Origin of the sequence: Arcobacter suis CECT 7833, from assembly GCF_003544815.1 — a bacterium.
In the GTDB taxonomy this organism is placed as follows: domain Bacteria; phylum Campylobacterota; class Campylobacteria; order Campylobacterales; family Arcobacteraceae; genus Aliarcobacter; species Aliarcobacter suis.
In genome coordinates this window covers 93,913-113,147 of record NZ_CP032100.1, presented here as the reverse complement: position 1 = coordinate 113,147, position 19,235 = coordinate 93,913, and the positions used below count along the sequence as shown (strand labels likewise).

The 19,235-nt window shown below is 27.7% G+C and carries 19 protein-coding genes; 5 read left to right on the top strand and 14 right to left on the bottom strand.

What is annotated here, in order from left to right:
- Positions 1–16: 16 nt before the first annotated feature.
- The 14 genes from ASUIS_RS00580 to hisF all read right to left on the bottom strand — a co-directional run bounded on the left by ASUIS_RS00580 (position 17) and on the right by hisF (position 13,511).
- The gene (locus tag ASUIS_RS00580) at positions 17–319 is read right to left on the bottom strand and encodes an HvfA family oxazolone/thioamide-modified RiPP metallophore (RefSeq protein ID WP_118885217.1); all 303 of its coding nucleotides are present in this window, start codon (positions 317–319) and stop codon (positions 17–19) included.
- Positions 320–351: 32 nt separating this feature from the next.
- Positions 352–930, bottom strand: coding sequence for a YceI family protein (locus ASUIS_RS00575; protein WP_118885216.1), 579 nt, complete (start codon positions 928–930; stop codon positions 352–354).
- Positions 931–978: 48 nt separating this feature from the next.
- A complete protein-coding gene (locus ASUIS_RS00570) occupies positions 979–4,077 on the bottom strand; it encodes an efflux RND transporter permease subunit (RefSeq protein ID WP_118885215.1) in 3,099 nt (1,032 codons plus the stop codon).
- Positions 4,078–4,079: 2 nt separating this feature from the next.
- The gene (locus tag ASUIS_RS00565) at positions 4,080–5,084 is read right to left on the bottom strand and encodes an efflux RND transporter periplasmic adaptor subunit (protein ID WP_118885214.1); all 1,005 of its coding nucleotides are present in this window, start codon (positions 5,082–5,084) and stop codon (positions 4,080–4,082) included.
- Positions 5,081–6,271 carry a TolC family protein gene (locus ASUIS_RS00560; RefSeq protein ID WP_118885213.1) on the bottom strand — a complete coding sequence of 397 codons (1,191 nt, stop codon included), beginning with the start codon at positions 6,269–6,271 and terminating at the stop codon, positions 5,081–5,083. Before ASUIS_RS00560 ends, ASUIS_RS00565 begins: the two co-directional genes overlap by 4 nt.
- Positions 6,271–6,654, bottom strand: coding sequence for a FixH family protein (locus ASUIS_RS00555; protein WP_118885212.1), 384 nt, complete (start codon positions 6,652–6,654; stop codon positions 6,271–6,273). The genes ASUIS_RS00560 and ASUIS_RS00555 overlap by 1 nt, the downstream gene beginning before the upstream one ends.
- Before the next feature lie 69 nt (positions 6,655–6,723).
- The gene (locus tag ASUIS_RS00550; RefSeq protein WP_152031903.1) at positions 6,724–7,878 is read right to left on the bottom strand and encodes a sensor histidine kinase; all 1,155 of its coding nucleotides are present in this window, start codon (positions 7,876–7,878) and stop codon (positions 6,724–6,726) included.
- Complete coding sequence (locus ASUIS_RS00545; RefSeq protein ID WP_118885211.1) at positions 7,853–8,515, bottom strand: response regulator transcription factor; 663 nt, start codon at positions 8,513–8,515, stop codon at positions 7,853–7,855. Before ASUIS_RS00545 ends, ASUIS_RS00550 begins: the two co-directional genes overlap by 26 nt.
- An 80-nt stretch (positions 8,516–8,595) precedes the next feature.
- A complete protein-coding gene (locus ASUIS_RS00540) occupies positions 8,596–8,862 on the bottom strand; it encodes an RNA recognition motif domain-containing protein (protein ID WP_118885210.1) in 267 nt (88 codons plus the stop codon).
- Between the two features lie 53 nt (positions 8,863–8,915).
- On the bottom strand, positions 8,916–10,325 hold the full coding sequence (gene gltX / locus ASUIS_RS00535) for a glutamate--tRNA ligase (protein ID WP_118885209.1): 1,410 nt from the start codon (positions 10,323–10,325) through the stop codon (positions 8,916–8,918).
- Between the two features lie 92 nt (positions 10,326–10,417).
- Entirely contained in the window at positions 10,418–11,500 is a 1,083-nt protein-coding gene (gene rlmN / locus ASUIS_RS00530; RefSeq protein ID WP_118885208.1) for a 23S rRNA (adenine(2503)-C(2))-methyltransferase RlmN, read from the bottom strand.
- 22 nt (positions 11,501–11,522) lie between these two features.
- Positions 11,523–12,059: a phosphorylase family protein gene (locus tag ASUIS_RS00525; RefSeq protein WP_118885207.1), complete on the bottom strand. Its 537-nt coding sequence runs from the start codon at positions 12,057–12,059 to the stop codon at positions 11,523–11,525.
- Complete coding sequence (locus ASUIS_RS00520) at positions 12,056–12,748, bottom strand: SIMPL domain-containing protein (RefSeq protein ID WP_192894406.1); 693 nt, start codon at positions 12,746–12,748, stop codon at positions 12,056–12,058. The genes ASUIS_RS00525 and ASUIS_RS00520 overlap by 4 nt, the downstream gene beginning before the upstream one ends.
- A 1-nt stretch (position 12,749) precedes the next feature.
- The gene (hisF, locus tag ASUIS_RS00515) at positions 12,750–13,511 is read right to left on the bottom strand and encodes an imidazole glycerol phosphate synthase subunit HisF (protein WP_118885206.1); all 762 of its coding nucleotides are present in this window, start codon (positions 13,509–13,511) and stop codon (positions 12,750–12,752) included.
- A gap of 73 nt (positions 13,512–13,584) precedes the next feature.
- Between hisF and rsmA the strand changes: the two genes are divergently transcribed.
- Genes rsmA through ASUIS_RS00490 form a run of 5 tightly spaced genes read left to right on the top strand, consistent with a single transcriptional unit; the run spans position 13,585 to position 19,234 of the window.
- On the top strand, positions 13,585–14,379 hold the full coding sequence (gene rsmA, locus ASUIS_RS00510) for a 16S rRNA (adenine(1518)-N(6)/adenine(1519)-N(6))-dimethyltransferase RsmA (protein ID WP_118885205.1): 795 nt from the start codon (positions 13,585–13,587) through the stop codon (positions 14,377–14,379).
- Positions 14,366–16,285: a ribonuclease J gene (locus ASUIS_RS00505; protein ID WP_118885204.1), complete on the top strand. Its 1,920-nt coding sequence runs from the start codon at positions 14,366–14,368 to the stop codon at positions 16,283–16,285. The genes rsmA and ASUIS_RS00505 overlap by 14 nt, the downstream gene beginning before the upstream one ends.
- 9 nt (positions 16,286–16,294) lie before the next feature.
- On the top strand, positions 16,295–17,257 hold the full coding sequence (locus tag ASUIS_RS00500; RefSeq protein ID WP_118885203.1) for a KpsF/GutQ family sugar-phosphate isomerase: 963 nt from the start codon (positions 16,295–16,297) through the stop codon (positions 17,255–17,257).
- A complete protein-coding gene (locus tag ASUIS_RS00495; RefSeq protein ID WP_118885202.1) occupies positions 17,254–18,060 on the top strand; it encodes a pseudouridine synthase in 807 nt (268 codons plus the stop codon). The genes ASUIS_RS00500 and ASUIS_RS00495 overlap by 4 nt, the downstream gene beginning before the upstream one ends.
- Positions 18,044–19,234, top strand: coding sequence for a replication-associated recombination protein A (locus ASUIS_RS00490; protein ID WP_118885201.1), 1,191 nt, complete (start codon positions 18,044–18,046; stop codon positions 19,232–19,234). The genes ASUIS_RS00495 and ASUIS_RS00490 overlap by 17 nt, the downstream gene beginning before the upstream one ends.
- Position 19,235 lies beyond the last annotated feature (1 nt).

Below are 19,235 nucleotides of genomic sequence, written 5' to 3'. Positions count from 1 at the left end.
GACCTCTTATAAGTGGTTACTTAGAACCACATTTCCCAGCTCCGCATGAACCTTTCATTTGGTCTTTCATCTCTTTTTTAGTGTCTTTCATTCCATCATTCATTTCTTTTTTCATTTCGGCACCACATTTTCCAGCTCCGCATGAACCTTTCATCTCTTTTTTCATTTCAGCACCACATTTTCCAGCTCCGCATGAACCTTTCATCTCTTTTTTCATTTCAGCACCACATTTTCCAGCTCCGCATGAACCTTCTGCTGCAAATGATAATGTAGTTGCAAGTAAAAATCCTAATAATAATCCTGATAATCTCATTTTCATATTGTTTCCTTATTTATATTTATTTAATTATACTATTTTTGTACAGCTTCAACATCAACTATGATTTTCACTTCTTCAGCTACAGCAACGCCACCTAACTCAAGAGCTTTATTCCATTTTAAATCATAATCCATTCTATTAATTTTACCTTTTAAAGAAAAACCAACTCTTTTAATACCTTGAAAATCTTTTACACTAGCAATATCATCAACTTCAAAAGTAACTGGTTTAGTAATACCTCTGATTGTTAAATCCCCTTTCATTTTTCCTTCATTACCATCTGATTCATAAGATTTCATAACAAAAGTCATCTTTGGAAATTTTTCTGAAGCAAAAAAATCATCACTTCTTAAATGTTCATCTCTTTTTTCAATACCTGTATCAATAGAAGCTGTATTTACATTTGCACTAAATGTTTTAAAACTTTTCGTAGCTTCATCAAAATCAATTTGTGCATCATAAGTTTTGAAATCACCCTTTACATTTGTAATCATCATGTGTTTTACTGAAAATCCTACGTTCGTATGGGCATTATCAACACTATAAGAAGCAGCATTTGCTAAACCAAAACTCAATATTAAAGCACTTGTAATTTTTGTTATAAATCTCATCTTCTATCCTTTTTTTAAATTACTACATTCTATATTCTTTTTGTTTAATTAATGTGTAGAATCATTGTTTCTAATACTAATTATATAAAAAATTGCTGGAATTATAATAAGTGTGAGAAATGTTGAAGTAACCATTCCACCAATCATCGGAGCTGCAATTCTTTGCATTACTTCACTTCCAACTCCATGAATATACATTATAGGGATTAATCCTCCTAAAATAGTAAAAAGAGTCATTAGTTTTGGACGAAGTCTCAAAACTGCACCTTTATAGATAGCTTTTGCTATTTCATCTTTTGTTATATTTAAACAACTTTGTTTTAACTCAATCATTGCTTCATTTAAATACACAAGCATAACAATAGAAGTTTCAGCTGCAACTCCTAAAAGTGCTAAGAAACCAACTATTACAGCAATTGAAATATTAAAATCTAGATAATCTAAATATATTATTCCACCACTTAATGCAAAAGGTAAAGTAAAAAATATAATCAAAGTATAAGTCATATTTTTTAAAGCTAAATATATCAACACAAATATAATTATAAAAGTTAAAGGAATAATATAAGTCAATTTTTCCATAGCTGATTCCAAATATTCACTTTGTCCTGACCACTCAAAATAGTAACCACTTGGTAACTCTATTTCTTTTAATAATTCATTTGCTTCATCTTTATATTGTTTTGTTGAAACACTCTCTTTTGGCGTTATATAAACAAAACTTACATTTAAAGCTTTTTCAGAAGAGATAACAGATGGTCCTTCTTCATATTTTAGATTTGCAAATAATCGTAAAGGTTGAAAACCTAAATTTGTTTTGATTTGAAGATTTTCTAGTGTTGTTAAATCTTCCCTTTGATTTGCTTCAAATCTTAAAGTTATTGGGTATCTCTCTAACTTATCCAAAAAAGTTGAGATTTGAGTTCCACCAACTCCTAAATCTATTGTTTCTAAAATATCGTTTTTACTTATTCCATATCTTGAAATCATTTCATCATTTATTTGAATATTTAAATAATATCCTGAATTTACCTTATCAGAAGATACAGATAAAGTTCCCTCATAACTTCTTAATTTTTGCTCTATTTGTTTTGCTGTTTCTTCTAAGATTTTATGGTCATTTCCATAAAGTTTTATTCCAAGAGGTGTTCTAATACCAGTTAAAAGCATATCAATTCGCCCTCTAATTGGGTATGTCCATGAGTTTATAAGTCCATGTACTTGAAGTTTTTCATTCATCTCTTCCATGAGCTTTTTATAAGTCATCCCTTCTCGCCATTGTGATTCTGGTTTGAAAGTAATAATTGTTTCAATCATAGCAAGTGGTGCTGGATCTGTGGCACTTAAAGCTCGTCCAACTTTTGCAAAAGCTGTTTGTACTTCAGGAAATGATTTTATAATTAAATCTGTTTTTTGTGCTAACTCTTTTGCCATATCAATACTTATTCCATAAGGAGTTACTGGCATATACATAAAAGTTTGTTCATTCATCATTGGCATAAATTCCCAATTTTGTTTTTGATAAACACTAAATGCGAAAATAATTATTCCAATATAAATAACAACTATTAAATACCTTAATTTTAAAGCCATTTTTAAAAGTGGCGAATAAAGATTTATAAAAAATCTATTTAAAATATTTTTATCTTCAGCCATGATTTTTCCACGAATTAAAAAAATCATTAAAATTGGAACTAGGGTAATAGATAAAATTGCTCCCGTCATCATGGCAAAAGATTTAGTAAATGCTAAAGGTGTAAAAAGCCTTCCTTCTTGACCAGTCAAAACAAAAATAGGGAAAAATGAAACTACCACTAAAACTAAAGCAAAAAATATTGGACGACCTACTTGTTTTGCTGATTTTATGATTATTTCAACTCTTTCTTCATTTGAAATATTCTCTTTTCCTTGCAGATATTTGTGGGCATTTTCAACCATTACAATTGTGGCATCAACCATTGCTCCAATTGCTATTGCGATTCCTCCTAAACTCATAATATTTGAGCCAATTCCAAAAGCTTTCATAAGTAAAAAACTAATAAGCACTGTAATTGGTAAAGTAATGATAATAATCAAAGCAGATCTAAAATGAAATAAAAATAGTGTTGCAATAATTGCTACAATAATAGACTCTTCAATCAAAGTATTTTTTAAAGTATCAATTGCTTTATCTATAAGAGAACTTCTATCATAAACTTCAACTACTTCCACATCGGGAACTTTTAATGTGGCTAATTTCTCTTTTACAGCCTTTATAACAGCATAAGGATTTTCTCCATGTCGAACTATTACAATACCTCCAATCGTCTCACCTTGACCATTTAAATCAACCATACCACGTCTTGCACTTGAAGTAATATTAACCTCAGCTATATCTTTTATTTTTAGTGGAATATTATTTGAAGTTTTAATAGTAATATTTTCAATATCACTTAGAGATTTTAAGTAACCTCGAGCTGTGATTATATGTTCATAACCATTTTCTAAAATGATTCTTCCACCTATATCACTATTGTTTGCTTGGATAATATCTTTTATTTCATTTATATTTAAATCATATTGAACTAATTTATCCTGATTTAGTGTAATTTCATAGTTTTTTACATACCCACCAATTGAGGCTATTTCACTAACTCCATCAACACCTAAAAGTGCATATTTAAAATAATAATCTTGTAAAGTTCGTAACTCATCTAAACTTTTTGTATTTGATTTTAAAGCATATTCATATGCCCAACCAACACCTGTGGCATCAGGTCCAAGTTGAACAGTTGCACCTGTTGGAAATGTTCCTTGTAAAGTTGAAAGTTGCTCTAAAACTCTACTTCTTGAATCATAAATATCAGTTCCGTCTTTAAATATTATATAAATCATTGCTGTTGAAAATGAAGTCATCGCTCGAACTGTTTGTATATTTGGCAAACTCATCAAATTTGAGATTAAAGGATAAGAGATTTGTTCTTCTATTGTTTTTGGACTTTGTCCACTCCATTCAACTTGTATGATTACTTGTGGAGGTGATAAGTCAGGTAGGGCGTCTAAATTTGTATTTTTAACAGCCCAAAATGAAGCAACAGTTAAAATTAGAATTGAAAAAAGTACTAGAAATTTATTTCTTATACTATATGAAATTATACTCTCTACCATAATTACCAATCCTCTTTATCTGATTCATAAAGTGCATTTGTAACTGCATCTGAATCAAGTAGGAATAGGGCGTTATTTATAACCTCATCATTTTCATTTAATCCACTTAATATTTCATATTTATTTGAAGATATTCTTTTTGCTTCTATTTTTATAGGTTCAAATTCACCATTTTCTAAAGGTTTGAAAACATAAAATTTATCTGCTTTTTTTAGAACTGCTGTTTTTGGAAGAGTTAACATAAGGTCTTTTTTTACATTTATATCAACTTTCCCAAACATACTTGGAACCAATTTTAAATCCTCATTTTCAAGAATAAATCTCACATCAACTGTTTTAGTTTTTTCATCAAAAATAGGGTAGACAAAATCAACCTTTGAATTTAATTTTTGATTTATTCCATCTATAGTTATAAGTGCCATATTATCTTTTTTTATAAACTCTAAATCACTTTGATAAACAGAAGCTACAAACCAGATTCTGTCTAAACTAGCCATTTGTAAAAGCAAATTTCCTTTAGTTATAGCACTTGATTGATTTATGTTTTTTTCCAACAATATTCCATTTATTGGAGAAGTCACCACTAAACCATTTGAATTCATTTTTCCATCTTTTATTTTTTGTTGTTCACCTTTTGAAATATCTAAATTATCAAGTCTTGAAAAAGTACTTTGATAGATATTTTGATTAAAATTCTTAGCTACTTGCAGTTCATTTTGAATACTTAAAAGTTCTTGAGAATATACAGAATATAAAGGTTCACCTTTTTTTATAGTCATATATTTTTTATTTGCATTTAGTTTTGTAATATAACCATCAAATCTACTTGTAATATCAACTAAAGATGATTCATCTATTTTTGTAACTCCATAAAAACTTTTATTTATAGATACTTCTTCTTTTACTACTTTTGTAATCTTTTTATTAAATAACTGTTTTGCATCTAAAATCTCCGCTTGTAAAAAACCACTAAAAAGTAGGGTACTTAATATCAATATTTTAATCATTTTAAACCTTTATTTGTAAAGTAGATAAGTTGTGAATAACTCTCATAATATTTTAATGCTTCATCTAAAGCTTTTGTTTCATAGGTAATTAATTCATTTAGATTATTTATGCTTTCTTCTGGTTTTACCAGCTCGAAGCTATTGTAATTTTCTATATTTGTTTGGATTTTTTGTTTTAGTGGAATTATCTCTTTTTGGATGAGTCTGTAATTTCTAGCACTTTGATTTAGATTGTTTAAATAAATATTTGTTTGCAAAGATAAATTATGTATAAAACTATCCAATTTATCGTTTGTTTCATTTGAATTTAGTTTTGCCTTTAAAGCATTTATATTTTCAGTTTTATATAAAGGAAGTGGTATTCCTACCGTTACATTTCCATAATCTTGTTCAGCATTTTGCATATATTCCACACTCAAAGTTACATTTGAATACTTCTTCGCTTCTTCTAAACTTGCCATTTCTTTGTATTTTGAGCTATCTTCTTCTAAAGTTTTTACTTTTGGATGAGTGATAATAAGTTCTTGATTTATAAAAGCTTTATTTATCTCTTTTATATCGATATTTTCATCTATTGTTTGAACTTTTTCATAACTTATTAATTCTAAATTTAGATACAAATTATCTATCATTGTTTTTAAATTATCAAGTTCAAGTTTCAAATCTAAATATGATACTTTTGTATTTAAAACTTCATTTAAAGAGGCTTTTTGATATTTATATAAAGAGCTATATAACTCTTCAAGTTTTTCTATATTTTTTAAATAGTTTTCTATTAGTTTATATCGTTTTTCTAAAATCAAAATATTGTACGAATATTCATATATTTTTGATTCAAGTTCAAGTTTTTTATCTTCTAAGTCAAACAGTTTTATATTTCTATCTTTTTTAGCAATATTTTCTTCAATATCAAGAGTTCTTCCAATAGGAATAACTTGTGAAAGTTCAACTCCATACTCTTTTTGATTTGATAATGGTTTATTTAATCCAATGTTATTTACTTTAAAAGCAAGCATTGGATTTTCCCAATTCTTAGAAACTTTTATTTGTTCATTTGCTACGTTTATTGATTTATTTAAACTTTTTAAATCATAGTTTTTTTCAAAACTATTTTTTACTAGCTCATCTATTGTTACAGCACTCAATAGTGAACTAGCAAGAAATGAGCTTAGTAATATTCTTAACATTATAAATTCACACTACCTTTAATAGTATGAACAACTCCGTCATCTGTTTTAAACTTTAGTTGATATTGCCAAGTTCCACTCATTGGAAGATTTATATTCATTTTATAAACTCCATTAACTAAAGTAGCATTATCTTCTGATTCCATATAAGGCATTCCTGGCATTTCAGGCATAAAGAACTTTGCTTTTACTTTAGCAGTTTCAACAACTTTTGAATCTTTTGATAATTCAACTAAAAATTCATTACTTCCAGCAACTAAAGCTTTTGTTGAAGTAAGTTTTACATTAAAGCCATCTTTTTCACCATTTTGCTCTAAAAGTTCAGCATTTAAAAAAGTAAATGTAAGAAAAATTCCTAAAACTATTTTGATTATATTTTGCATTGATATACTCCTGTAGTATTAAATTAAGAGTATTTTATTTTTTTTGTGAGTAGTTAAAGTGTAGAGAACCTAAAAAGTTAAACTGAAAGTTGTTCCTTTATTTATTTGTGAATCAACAGTGATTTTTATTTTATAAAAACTGCAAATATAACTTACAATATTCAAACCAATACCAAAACCACCTTGTTCATTTGTTGCTCTGTAATATCTTTTGTAAATATCATTAATTTTATCTTTTTCTATACCAATGCCACTATCTGATATTTTTAATATATTATTTTTTAGTGAAATATCTATTACTCCACTTATTTTATTGTATTTTATAGCATTTGAAACTAAATTATTAAAGATTCTAATAAAATCATCTTTATCTATTTTATAATCAAAATCTTCAATAGTTTTATTTATTTTAACTCTTTTTTTTGTGGCAATTAAATCCAAATATTCCATTTGTTCACTTATCAAATCTTTTAAATTAAACTCTTGAATATTTTTAATTGTCTCTTTATTTTCTAAAAACAAATATGTCAAATCACTATAAATTTCAGAAACTCTTTTTGCACTAATTCTTACTCTTTCTATTTGTTTTTCGCTTAGATTTTTGTTTTCAGTTGACATCAAAATAGCACTAATTGGAGTATTTAATTCGTGGGTTGTATCTTTTATAAAGTTATTTAATTTTACTCTTTCTTCACGAATAGGTCTCAAAAAAAGTTTTGCTAAATAAAATCCAATAAGTGCAATAATTAAATAAATAATAAAAAATATACTAATAATATTTAGTTTTAATTCTTCTATTTTTTTAAAATACATATTCTCTTTTAAAGCAATATAATATATATCCAAATGCCCTAAAACTGAATCATCTACTAAAATAAAACTATTTTTTGTATCAATAATCTTTTTTGAAAAATTAATATTTTCATCTAGATTTCCAAATATTTTATTTTGATTTTTGTCATAAAAAGAGATTTTATAATTTTCTGTTTCGAGTAATTTTTCTTTATCAAATTTATTTCCACCCATATGTGAAAGAATAATTAAAGAAGAAATTTTTGAAACTTCATTTTGCATATTTGATTTAGTTAAATCATAATAAAGTATTTTTTCATTTTGATAATAAAGAGTTGCAATAAAAATCATTAAAACAAAAGAAGAACCTAAATACAAAAATAAAAATCTTAGATATGTACTCTTTTCACTGCTTGTTAAATCGATAACCAACTCCTCTTAGATTTATGATATATTCATCACCTAAAATCTTTCTAAGATTTTTTATATATGTTCTAATTGTAGCAGCACTTGGGGAATCTTCATAACTCCAAACATTTGAACTAAGCTCTTCTTGACTAACTTGTTTATTACTATTTTTAATTAAATATTGTAAAACTTCACACTCTTTTTTTGCTATATGAATCTGTTTATCATTTTTTATAATAAGCAAATTATCAACATCTAAAAATGTATCTTTTGATATTTCAATTAAATTGTTTGGATTGATGTTAAAAAGTCGTTTTATATTATTTATTCTAATATCCAACTCTTTAAGTTCGAAAGGTTTTTTTATGTAGTCATCACAGCCAGATTTAAATCCCTCTTCAATGTCACTAACTTGATTTAGGGAAGTTAAAAATATGGCTGGTGTATAAATCTCTTTTTGTCGCAACTCTTTTAATAGTTCAAAACCATTAAGAATAGGAACATTTACATCTAAAAGTAGTAAATCGAATTTTTGGCTGTACAGTAAATCTTGTGCTTCTAAACCCGTAAAAACGGTTGTAATCTCGTGTTTTTGTGAAACTAAATGTTCTTCTATAATTTCATTAAGCATTAAATCGTCTTCTAATAATAAAATTTTCATAATAGAGACTTTCTTTGGATGTTTTTAAGTTGTATAAAAAGGAAGTAGTGTTTTTAAAAAAAAGCACTACTTTTTTTAAATTAGAATTGTCTTCTAGGTCTTTCTTCTCTTGGTTTCGCTTCGTTAACTCTTAAAGTTCTACCTTCGCTCTCATTACCATTTAAAGCTTCGATTGCTTTAGTACCAGCTGATGAATCTTCCATTTCAATAAAACCAAAACCTTTTGATTTTCCTGTTTCTCTATCCATTATAACTTTTGCACTTTTTACTGCACCAAACTTTGAGAAAAGCTCTTCTAAATCTTTATCATTTGTTCTATATGATAAATTTCCTACGTAAATATTCATCTATTTTGTCCTTTGTAAATGTACAGCTATTATGCCAGATTATTTTTAAATAATCAAGTATTTTGAAAATTTCTTTTTAAGGCTTCTTTTAACCTTGAAGAAACTTCGTTAAAACCGAGTATTGCGATAATGTCATAAACAGAAGGGGCTTGTGTTCCACCTGTTAATGCTATTCTAATTGGCTGAAATAATTGTGGAAATTTTAGTCCATTTTCAGCAATAAATGGTTTTGTAATTTCTTCAACATTTTCAACATTATATAAATCTTCTTTGTTTTTTTCTAATAATTCAAGATATTTTTCTAAAAAATCTTTTGTATCTTCTTTTACAAATTTTTTAACTCCCGCTTCTTCATAAGAAGTTGGAACATCTAAAATATCAGTAATTGATTTTTTTAATTCAACGATTGTTTGAGCTCTTTGTTTTGATAAGTCTAATAACTCAGTTCTTTTTGGATGATGAGATAAATCTAAATCAAAAAACTTTAACTCTTCGATTAATCTTTCATTTGAAACAGCTTTTATATATTCAGAATTTAACCATAAAAGTTTTTCTCCATTGTATGATGAAGAAGATTTATTTATATTTGAAGGATCAAATAGCTCTAACATCTCTTCCATTGAGAAAATCTCTTGGTCACCATTTGACCAACCAAGTCTTACTAAAAAGTTAAGTAAAGCTTCTGGTAAATATCCTAGATTTTTATAATCCATAACATCCATAGCACCATCTCTTTTAGATAGTTTTTTACCTGATGGATTATTAATCATTGGAACATGATAAAACTTAGGAACTTTAAATCCTAATGCATTATAAACAACAATTTGTTTTGGAGTATTTGATAAGTGGTCATCACCTCTGATTACATCTGTCATATTCATTAATGCATCATCAATAGCAACAACAAAGTTATATGTTGGCATTCCATTGCTTCTTGCGATTACAAAATCATCAACTTGATTAGCATCAAATTTCATACTACCTTTTACACCATCTTCAAATTCAATAGTTCCAGATAATGGAGCTTTTATTCTAATAACTGGCTCTATTCCTGCTGGAATTTGTGGTAATACTTTTCCAGCTTCAGGTCTCCAAGTTCCATCATACCTTGGATTTTGTTTTGCTGCTTCTTGAGAAGCTCTTAGGCTATCCAGTTCATCTCTACTCATATAACATTTATAAGCATTTCCATTTTCTAAAAGTTTGTCAATATAAACTTTATAAATATCTGTTCTTTTTGATTGATAAAATACTTCACCATCATAATTTAATCCAACCCAATCAAATGCACTAATGATTGCTTTCATTGCTTCTTCATTGTTTCTTGCTGTATCTGTATCTTCAATTCTTAGTCTAAATTCACCATTTGTTTTTCTAGCCCATAAATAGTTATAAAGTGATGTTCTTAGCCCACCAATATGTAAATATCCCGTTGGACTTGGTGCGAATCTTGTAATTGCCATTAAATTATTTCTCCTCTTCTTTTTTATTTTGTATATAAAATCCTACGCCTGTAACAATTGCAACAATTGCTATAAATACTAGTAATGATATTTCAAGAATTCCCATTTGCTTCTTTCTCCTTTAACTGTCCACAAGCTGCACTTATATCTAAGCCTTTTGATTCTCTAATCGTACAAATTACGCTTTTTTCATTTAAATAATCTTTGAATCTTAGCATATCTTCCACTTCTGGTCGCTGATATGTAGTTCCAGGATATGGATTAAAGAAAATTAAATTCACTTTTGATTGTATTCCATTTAGAAGTTTTACAAGTTTTTTTGCAGCATCTAGTGAATCATTTTTGTTTTTAATTACTAAATACTCAAACATAACTTTTTTTCTTGTATCTATTGGGAATTTTTTAACAGCATCAATAATTGAAGCAATGTTATAAGCTTTATTCATTGGAATTAGTTCACTTCTTAACTCATCATCAACCGCATGAAGTGAAATTGCCAACTGTATTCCTAAATCAATTTTTCCTAATTTTTCTATTTTTGACGCAATCCCAGAAGTTGAAACAGTTTGCCTTCTTCTACTAATCGCCAATCCATCAAGTTCAGAAAAAATACTAACAGCTTTTATAAAATTATCAAAGTTATCAAGTGGCTCACCCATCCCCATATAAACGATATTTAAAGCTTTATTTTCAGCTATATCATTATCTCTTTTGATATTTACAATTTGAGCTATATATTCTCCCACTGTAAGATTTCGTACAAATCCACCTTTTGCAGTTAAACAAAAACTACATCCAACTTTACATCCAACTTGAGATGAAATACAAACAGTGTATTTTTCACTTCTTACAATATTCCCATCTTCATCTTTTTTTTTCTCTTTCATCAAAAGTAAAACAGCTTCTACGGTGTGGTTATCTCTTAATTTAAAAAGATATTTTATACTTCCATCAACACTTTGTTCTTTTTTTACAATTTGCATAATATCAAGTGGATAATTTGTTTTTAAATCATCTAATAAATCTTTTGGTATATTTTTCATTTCATCATAAGAACTAACATACTTTTTATAAAGCCAGTTATAAACTTGTTTTGCTCTAAATGATGGTTTTAATTTCTCTTTTAATTCATCTAATGTGTAATCATATATAGATGATAACTCTTCTTTTGCCATTATAATTTGTCCAATATTTTATTTATTTTATTATATTTTTTTCAAGTAAATATTTTGTTAGTTTATCCATTGCCTCTTTGTGATTCTTTATAAAATCTTCATGGGCATTTTCATTTGTATAGTTTGTTATTACGAATATTCCAGCAACTGGAATTTCAAACTCTTTTGCAACACTTAAAATTGAAAAAAACTCCATATTTTCAATTCCAACTCCATAATCTAAAAACTCTTTACAAAGTTTTTCATTTGTTGATATATAATTTGAAGAGTTTACAATCGTGTCATTTCTCGCAAACTTATTTTCAGATTCAAGTACATTATCTAAAGGAGTATATGCACTTTGTGTTAAAAATCCTAATTCTATATTCGAAGCTCTTTTTGATTCAACTATTTCAAAAATCTGATGATTACCGTAAGAGCCTGCACTTCCAACAAAAAGTAGATATTCTGGTTTATTAAATAAACACATTCTTGTAAGATTTATAGCAGATTCGATTAGACCTACCCCTATTGGGTGAGCGAAATGAAAAGTTTCATTTCTTCCAGCACATATAATCATTTACATTCCAATATAAAATTTGGATTGATTGTTATATTTTGTTCACTATTAATTGGTGCTATATCTGCCATTGATTTTGACATACCTGAATATGCCATTTCAGACCTTGCATAGACTACATTTCCTGTGTTTGTTTCAAAAATATTTATTTTTGAAACTTCACAATATTTAGAAACTTGTGAAGAAAGAGTTTTTGCGTAACTATCAATCCAATTTATAGCTTCAAGTCTTAAATCATCAAAATTCTTATTTTCTAAATTATCACTTGTTTTCCAAGAAACATTTGAGATATTAAGTTTTACTTCATCTGATTTGATGCCGTTTTTTATTGAAATTAATTTATCCATAAAAACATTTAAATCTTTTGCATTTTTTGATTCAGCTGTATATCTTAAATTTCCAACATAACCTATAAATTCTTGTTTATTATCATGATATTTATATTTAGGACTTAATGTAAAACTACCATTTTTAAGAATTACATCATTTGTTTTTTTTAAAAAATCACTAAATTTTTCTATTTCACTATTTACTTTATTTTCATCTTTTTTCTCAACACTAATTGTAATATTTGTTGTTAATAAATCAGGATTTACAACTTTTGTAAAACTTTTATTAAAATTTAATTCGTAAGAAAATCCTAAAATTGGTAATAAAAGTGCCGCTATAAAAAATCTTTTTTTCATCATTTTATATCCTTACTGGAATATTATTTGCTCTTAAATATCTTTTTAAATCCATAATATCTATCTCTTTAAAGTGAAAAATTGAAGCGGCTAATGCTGCACTTGCTCCACATTCAAAAGCCTCTTTTATGTGTTCCATTGTTCCAGCACCACCGCTTGCAATTACTGGAATGTCTACAAGTTTTGAAATTTGACCAGTAATATTTAATTCAAATCCTGTTTTTGCACCATCAGTGTCCATAGAAGTTAATAGTATTTCTCCACAACCTCTATCATAAACCTCTTTTGCCCAAGCTAGTGCATCAAGACCCGTATCTTCTCGTCCACCTTTTACAAAAACATGATATGAGCCATCAGCAACTCTTTTTACATCAATTGCTACAACAATACATTGTGAACCAAATCTTTTTGAGCTTTCATTTATTAAGTTTGGATTTGAAACAGCTGAAGAATTTATAGAAACTTTGTCACAACCCACATTTAATAAAGCATAAATATCTTCAAGTTTTCTAATTCCTCCACCAACGGTTAAAGGAATAAATACTTCTTTAGCAACTTGTTTTACAATGTCAACAATAGTTCCTCTATTTTCATGGCTAGCTGTAATATCTAAAAAAGTAAGCTCGTCAGCTCCTTCAGCGTTATATCTTTTTGCAACTTCAACTGGATCACCAGCATCACGAAGTCCAACAAAATTTACCCCTTTTACAACTCTTCCATTATCAACATCTAAACATGGTATTATTCTTTTTGCAAAACTACTCAACTAAAATCCTTCTTAATTACTAAATATTATCTTATCTAATTGTAAGTTAAAAGCAGATATACTCCTTGCAATTATGGAAAAAGTAAAAGCAAAAAAACAATACGGACAAAACTTTTTAAAAGATACGACTATTTTGGATAAGATCATCCAATCGATGCCCAACAACAATAATTATATGGTGGAAATTGGGCCTGGATTAGGTGATTTGACCAAAAATTTAGTCAAGTACAAAGATATGACTGCTTATGAAGTTGATACTGATTTAATTGGTATCTTAAAGTCTAAGTTCGCAATAGAAATAAAAGAGGAAAAACTAAAACTGATTCACACAGATGTTTTAGTGGCTTGGGACAAGCAAAAAACCCTAAATGACGGTAAATATGACTTAATTGCAAACTTACCGTACTATATTGCAACAAACATTATATTAAGAGCATTTGAAGATAAAAATTGTGAACACATTATTGTAATGGTTCAAAAAGAGGTAGCAGAAAAATTTACTGCGAAAGTTAACGATAAAGATTATTCATCACTTGGTATTATCACGGAATTAATTTCTGTTGATTCTAGAATACTGTTTGATGTTCCACCTGAATCTTTTGATCCACCTCCAAAGATAATATCTTCAATTCTTTATATCAAAAAAGATATGGATAAATATCTTGATAAGGATTTTAATAAGTTTTTAAAGGCCTGTTTTGTGCAGCCAAGAAAAAAACTTTCAAAAAATCTTACATCAGTGATAGATAAAAATACCATCTCTAAAATTTATGAAGAATTAAGTATTAATGATAATGTTAGACCTCATGAAGTAAGTTCATCTTTGTATAGCCAAATGCATACAAGGGTAAAAGATGGAAGAAATTAACAAAGAAGAACAAATTGTTGTTAGCAATGAAGCTAATCAAAATGAAACTAACCCACAAAACACAGAGGGTGAAACTAAAAAACCTTTCAAAAAAAGAAAGCCAAAACCAAAAGTTGCAAAAGATCCACAAGCGACTCAAGTAAAAGGTGAAGGTTGGATTACTGATTTAAAAAAAGCCTATTTAGTAAATGAAAAAATACATAGAGATAGATTAAATCCACATTATAAATTAAATTTAAATACGACTGCTAAACTTAAAATTACTCCACTTGGAGGATTAGGTGAAATTGGTGGAAATATGATGGTTATTGAAACAGAGAATGAAGCAATAATTGTTGATGTTGGTATGAGTTTCCCTGATGAAAATATGCATGGTGTAGATATTTTAATCCCTGATTTTACTTATATTAGAGAAATTAAAGAAAAAATTGTTGGAATTATTATTACACATGGGCATGAAGATCACATTGGTGCAATGCCTTATTTATTTAAAGAGATGCAATTTCCAGTGTATGGAACATCATTACCACTTGAAATGATTGGTTCAAAATTTGATGAACATAAAATGAGAGAACATAGATCTTTATTTAGAGCTATTCAAAAAAGAACACCTATTAAAATTGGAAATGAGTTTGAAGTTGAATGGATGCATGTAACTCACTCAATTATTGATTCATCGTGTATTGCGGTTAAAACAGCAGCTGGAACAATGATTCATACAGGTGACTTTAAAATTGACCATACTCCAATTGATGGTTTTCCTACAGATTTACATAGAATTGCACATTATGGAGAAGAGGGTGTTTTAGTTTTAACTTCTGATTCAACAAATTCACATTCACCAGGATTTACAAGAACAGAAAAAACTGTTGGACCAACTTTTGATAGAATATTCCAAAATGCAAAAGGAAGAGTTTTAATGTCAACTTTTTCTTCAAATATTCACAGAGTTTCTCAAGCAATTGAAAAAGCACTTTTATACAATAGAAAGATTTGTGTTATTGGAAGATCAATGGAAAAGAATCTTGAGATTGCAATGAATCTTGGTTATATTAAATTCCCAAAAGATCAATTTATTGAAGCGCATGAAGTAAATAAATATAATGATAAAGAAGTTTTAATTGTAACAACTGGTTCTCAAGGTGAATCAATGTCAGCTCTTTATAGAATGGCAATTCATGAACATAGACATATCAAAATTAAACCTGAAGATCAAATTATTCTTTCTGCAAAAGCAATTCCTGGTAATGAAGGAAGTGTTTCTGAAATTATTAATCATCTTTTAAAAGCTGGTGCAAAAGTTGCATATCAAGATTATCCAGATATTCACGTATCAGGTCATGCTGCTCAAGAAGAACAAAAATTGATGCTTAGACTTGTAAAACCTAAATTCTTTTTACCAGTTCATGGTGAATATAACCATGCATTAAAACATGGTCAAACTGGTATTGATTGTGGTGTTTTAGAAAGAAATGTTTATATTATGAGTGATGGAGAACAAATTGAAGTTACTCCAAAATATCTAAAAAAAGTAAAAACAGTTAAAACTGGAAAAGTTTATATAGATAATCAATTAAATCATAAAATTTCTGATGATGTAATTTTAGACAGACAAACAATGGCAAACGAAGGTGTTGTTATGATTGTTGCTCAAATAAATGAAGATGATAGAACATTATCTCAAAGACCAAAAGTAACTTCATTTGGTTTAGTTTCAGATAAACAAGATAAATTCTTTTCAAAAGAAATTGAAGATTTATTAACTATATTCTTAGAAAATATTAAACCAGGTATTCTAAAAAACAATAGAATATTAGAAGATGAATTAAGAAAAGTAGTAAGAAAACATTGTACAAGAAAATATAAAAAATACCCAATGATAGTTCCAACAATCTTTGTTCAATAAGGAATAAAAATGGATTTTATACAAATAGTTAAAGATGTTTTATTAACTGAAGCAAAAGAGTTAGAAAAAGCAGCAGCTACTATCTCTTTTGATATTGAAAAAGCTATTGATTTAATCATAAATTCAAAAGGTAAATTAATTATTACAGGAGTTGGAAAATCTGGACTTGTTGGAACCAAAATTGCGGCAACATTAGCAAGTACAGGAACAAGTTCATTTTTTCTTCACCCAACAGAAGCAATGCATGGTGATTTAGGAATGGTTGGAAAAGAAGACATTGTTTTGGGAATTTCATATAGTGGAGAAAGTGATGAATTAGTTCAAATTCTTCCTCACTTAAAGAGATTTAATATTCCTTTAATTGCAATGGCTAGGAATCCTGAATCAACTCTTGCAAAATATGCAGATATTTTTATAAATATAAATGTAGAAAAAGAGGGTTGTCCCCTTGATGCAGCCCCAATGTCTTCTACAACTTTAACTATGGCAATGGGTGATGCACTTGCTGTTTGTTTAATGAAAAAAAGAAATTTTAAGAAAGAGGATTTTGCATCTTTTCATCCAGGTGGAAGTTTAGGTAAAAAACTCTTTGTTAAAGTAGATGATTTATTACGAAAAGAAAATCTTCCTGTCGTTTCACGTGAAACAAAATTAAAAGATGCAATTTTAGTAATGAGCGAAGGAAGACTTGGAAGCGTTATTATTGAAGATGAAAATAAAAAAGTAATTGCACTTTTAAGTGATGGAGATTTAAGACGAGCTTTAATGAATGATAATTTTTCAATGGATTGTAAAGTAGAAGATATTGCTACAAAAAATCCAAAAAGATTAAAGAACAAAGAGCTTTTAGCAAGTGATGCACTGCAAGTAATAGAAGATTATAAAATACAGCTATTAATTGTAACTGATGAAAATGATAAATTAGTTGGTGTATTACATATTCATGATTTAATTGAAGCTGGTATAAAATGAAAAAGAAAATAGAAGAAACTCCAGAAGAGTTAGTAAGATTAAATAAATTTTTATCTCATAATAGTAACTACTCAAGAAGAGAAGCTGATAAGCTAATAGAAGAGGGTAGAGTAAAAGTAAATGGAAAAGTTGTTACAAATCTTGCAACAAAAGTTTCAAATAGTGATGAAGTACATATTGGTAAAAAATCTATCAGAGAAGATAAAAATAGAATTAGTACAGTAATTGTTTACAATAAACCAAAAGGTGAAATTGTTTCTAAAAAAGATCCTCAGGGTAGAAAAACTATTTATGATTCACTTGATCATAAATATAAACATTTTTTAAGTGTTGGAAGACTTGACTATGCTAGTGAAGGTTTATTACTTTTATCTGATAGTGTAGAAATTGTTGATGCTTTAATGCACTCTGATTTAGAAAGAGTTTATAAAATCAAAGTAAATGGGGTAATTACAAAACCAGTTGAACAAGCTATGCAAAATGGTTTAGAAATTGAAGATGCAACTGGTGGAGCTTTTAAAACAACTAAAATAAAATCTATGAGTTTTGCACCATTTTTAGCCTATGATATTCTAACAAATAGTGAAAAATTTTCTAAAATTAAAGTTGTAATTTCTGAAGGTAAAAATAGAGAATTAAGAAGATTTTTTGCCCATTTTGGACTTGATGTTCTTGATTTAAAAAGATTGGAATATGGTGGAATTTCTTTAAATAATCTTCCTACTGGAAAAACAAGATTTTTAACAAAAGAGGAATACAAAAATCTAAGAATCTTTATGAATGAAGATGATAGACCTCTCTAATAAACTAAGACCAACAAGTTTAGAAACTTTTGTTGGTCAATCTCATATTATCGCAAAAGATAAAGCACTTTATAAACTAATCAAACAAAAAGATATTCCTCATCTATTTTTTTATGGAAAACCTGGAACTGGAAAAACTACTTTAGCAAAAATTATTGCACGAGAAATCAACACTGACTATTTTTACTTTAATGCAACAAGTATAAAAATTGAAGATTTACGAAAAGTATTTGATAAATATAAAGGCTCTTTAATTAAACCTTTGATTTTTATCGATGAAGTTCATAGACTTTCAAAAACTCAACAAGAAGTTTTGCTTCCAATAATGGAAAATTATGATGCAATAATAATTGGCGCAAGTACAGAGAATCCATTTTTTACTTTAACTTCTGCTATTCGTTCAAGATCATTTTTATATGAATTTAAAGCTTTTACAAAAGAAGAGATGAATAAAATTCTTGATATTGCTTTAAAAGATATTGAAATAAATATCCATGAAGATGCTTTAGAATATCTAATTACATCAAGTTCTGGTGATGCAAGAGCCATGCTTACACTTTTAAATTTTGCATATAAAGTATCAAAAGATATAAATATATCTTTATTAAAAGAGTTAAGGGAAAATGTAATAGGGGATGGAGTTTCATCTTCAGATACTCATTATGATTTAGCAAGTGCAATGATAAAATCTTTAAGAGGTTCAAATATTGATGCAGCTTTATATTATATGAGCAGATTAATAAATGGTGGAGAAAGTGTAGATTTTATAACAAGAAGATTGGTAATATTTGCTAGTGAAGATATTGGAAATGCAAATCCAAATGCTTTAAATCTTGCAGTTAATACAATGGTTGCTTGTAATAAAATAGGTTATCCTGAATCAAGAATCATTTTATCACAATGTGCAATCTACTTAGCATCAAGTCCAAAATCTAATAGTGCATATAAAGCTGTAAATAAAGCCCTAGAAGAGATAAAAGCTGGAAAACTACTAGATATACCAAAACATCTTGATTCGCAACATATAGGCTATTTATACCCCCATAATTTTGGAGGATATGTTGAACAAGAATATTTAAAAGAAAATTTAGAACTTTATGAAAATTCAAATATTGGATTTGAAAAGACTTTAAATGAATGGCTTATTAAAATAAAAAATAAAAAAGAGGTTTAAA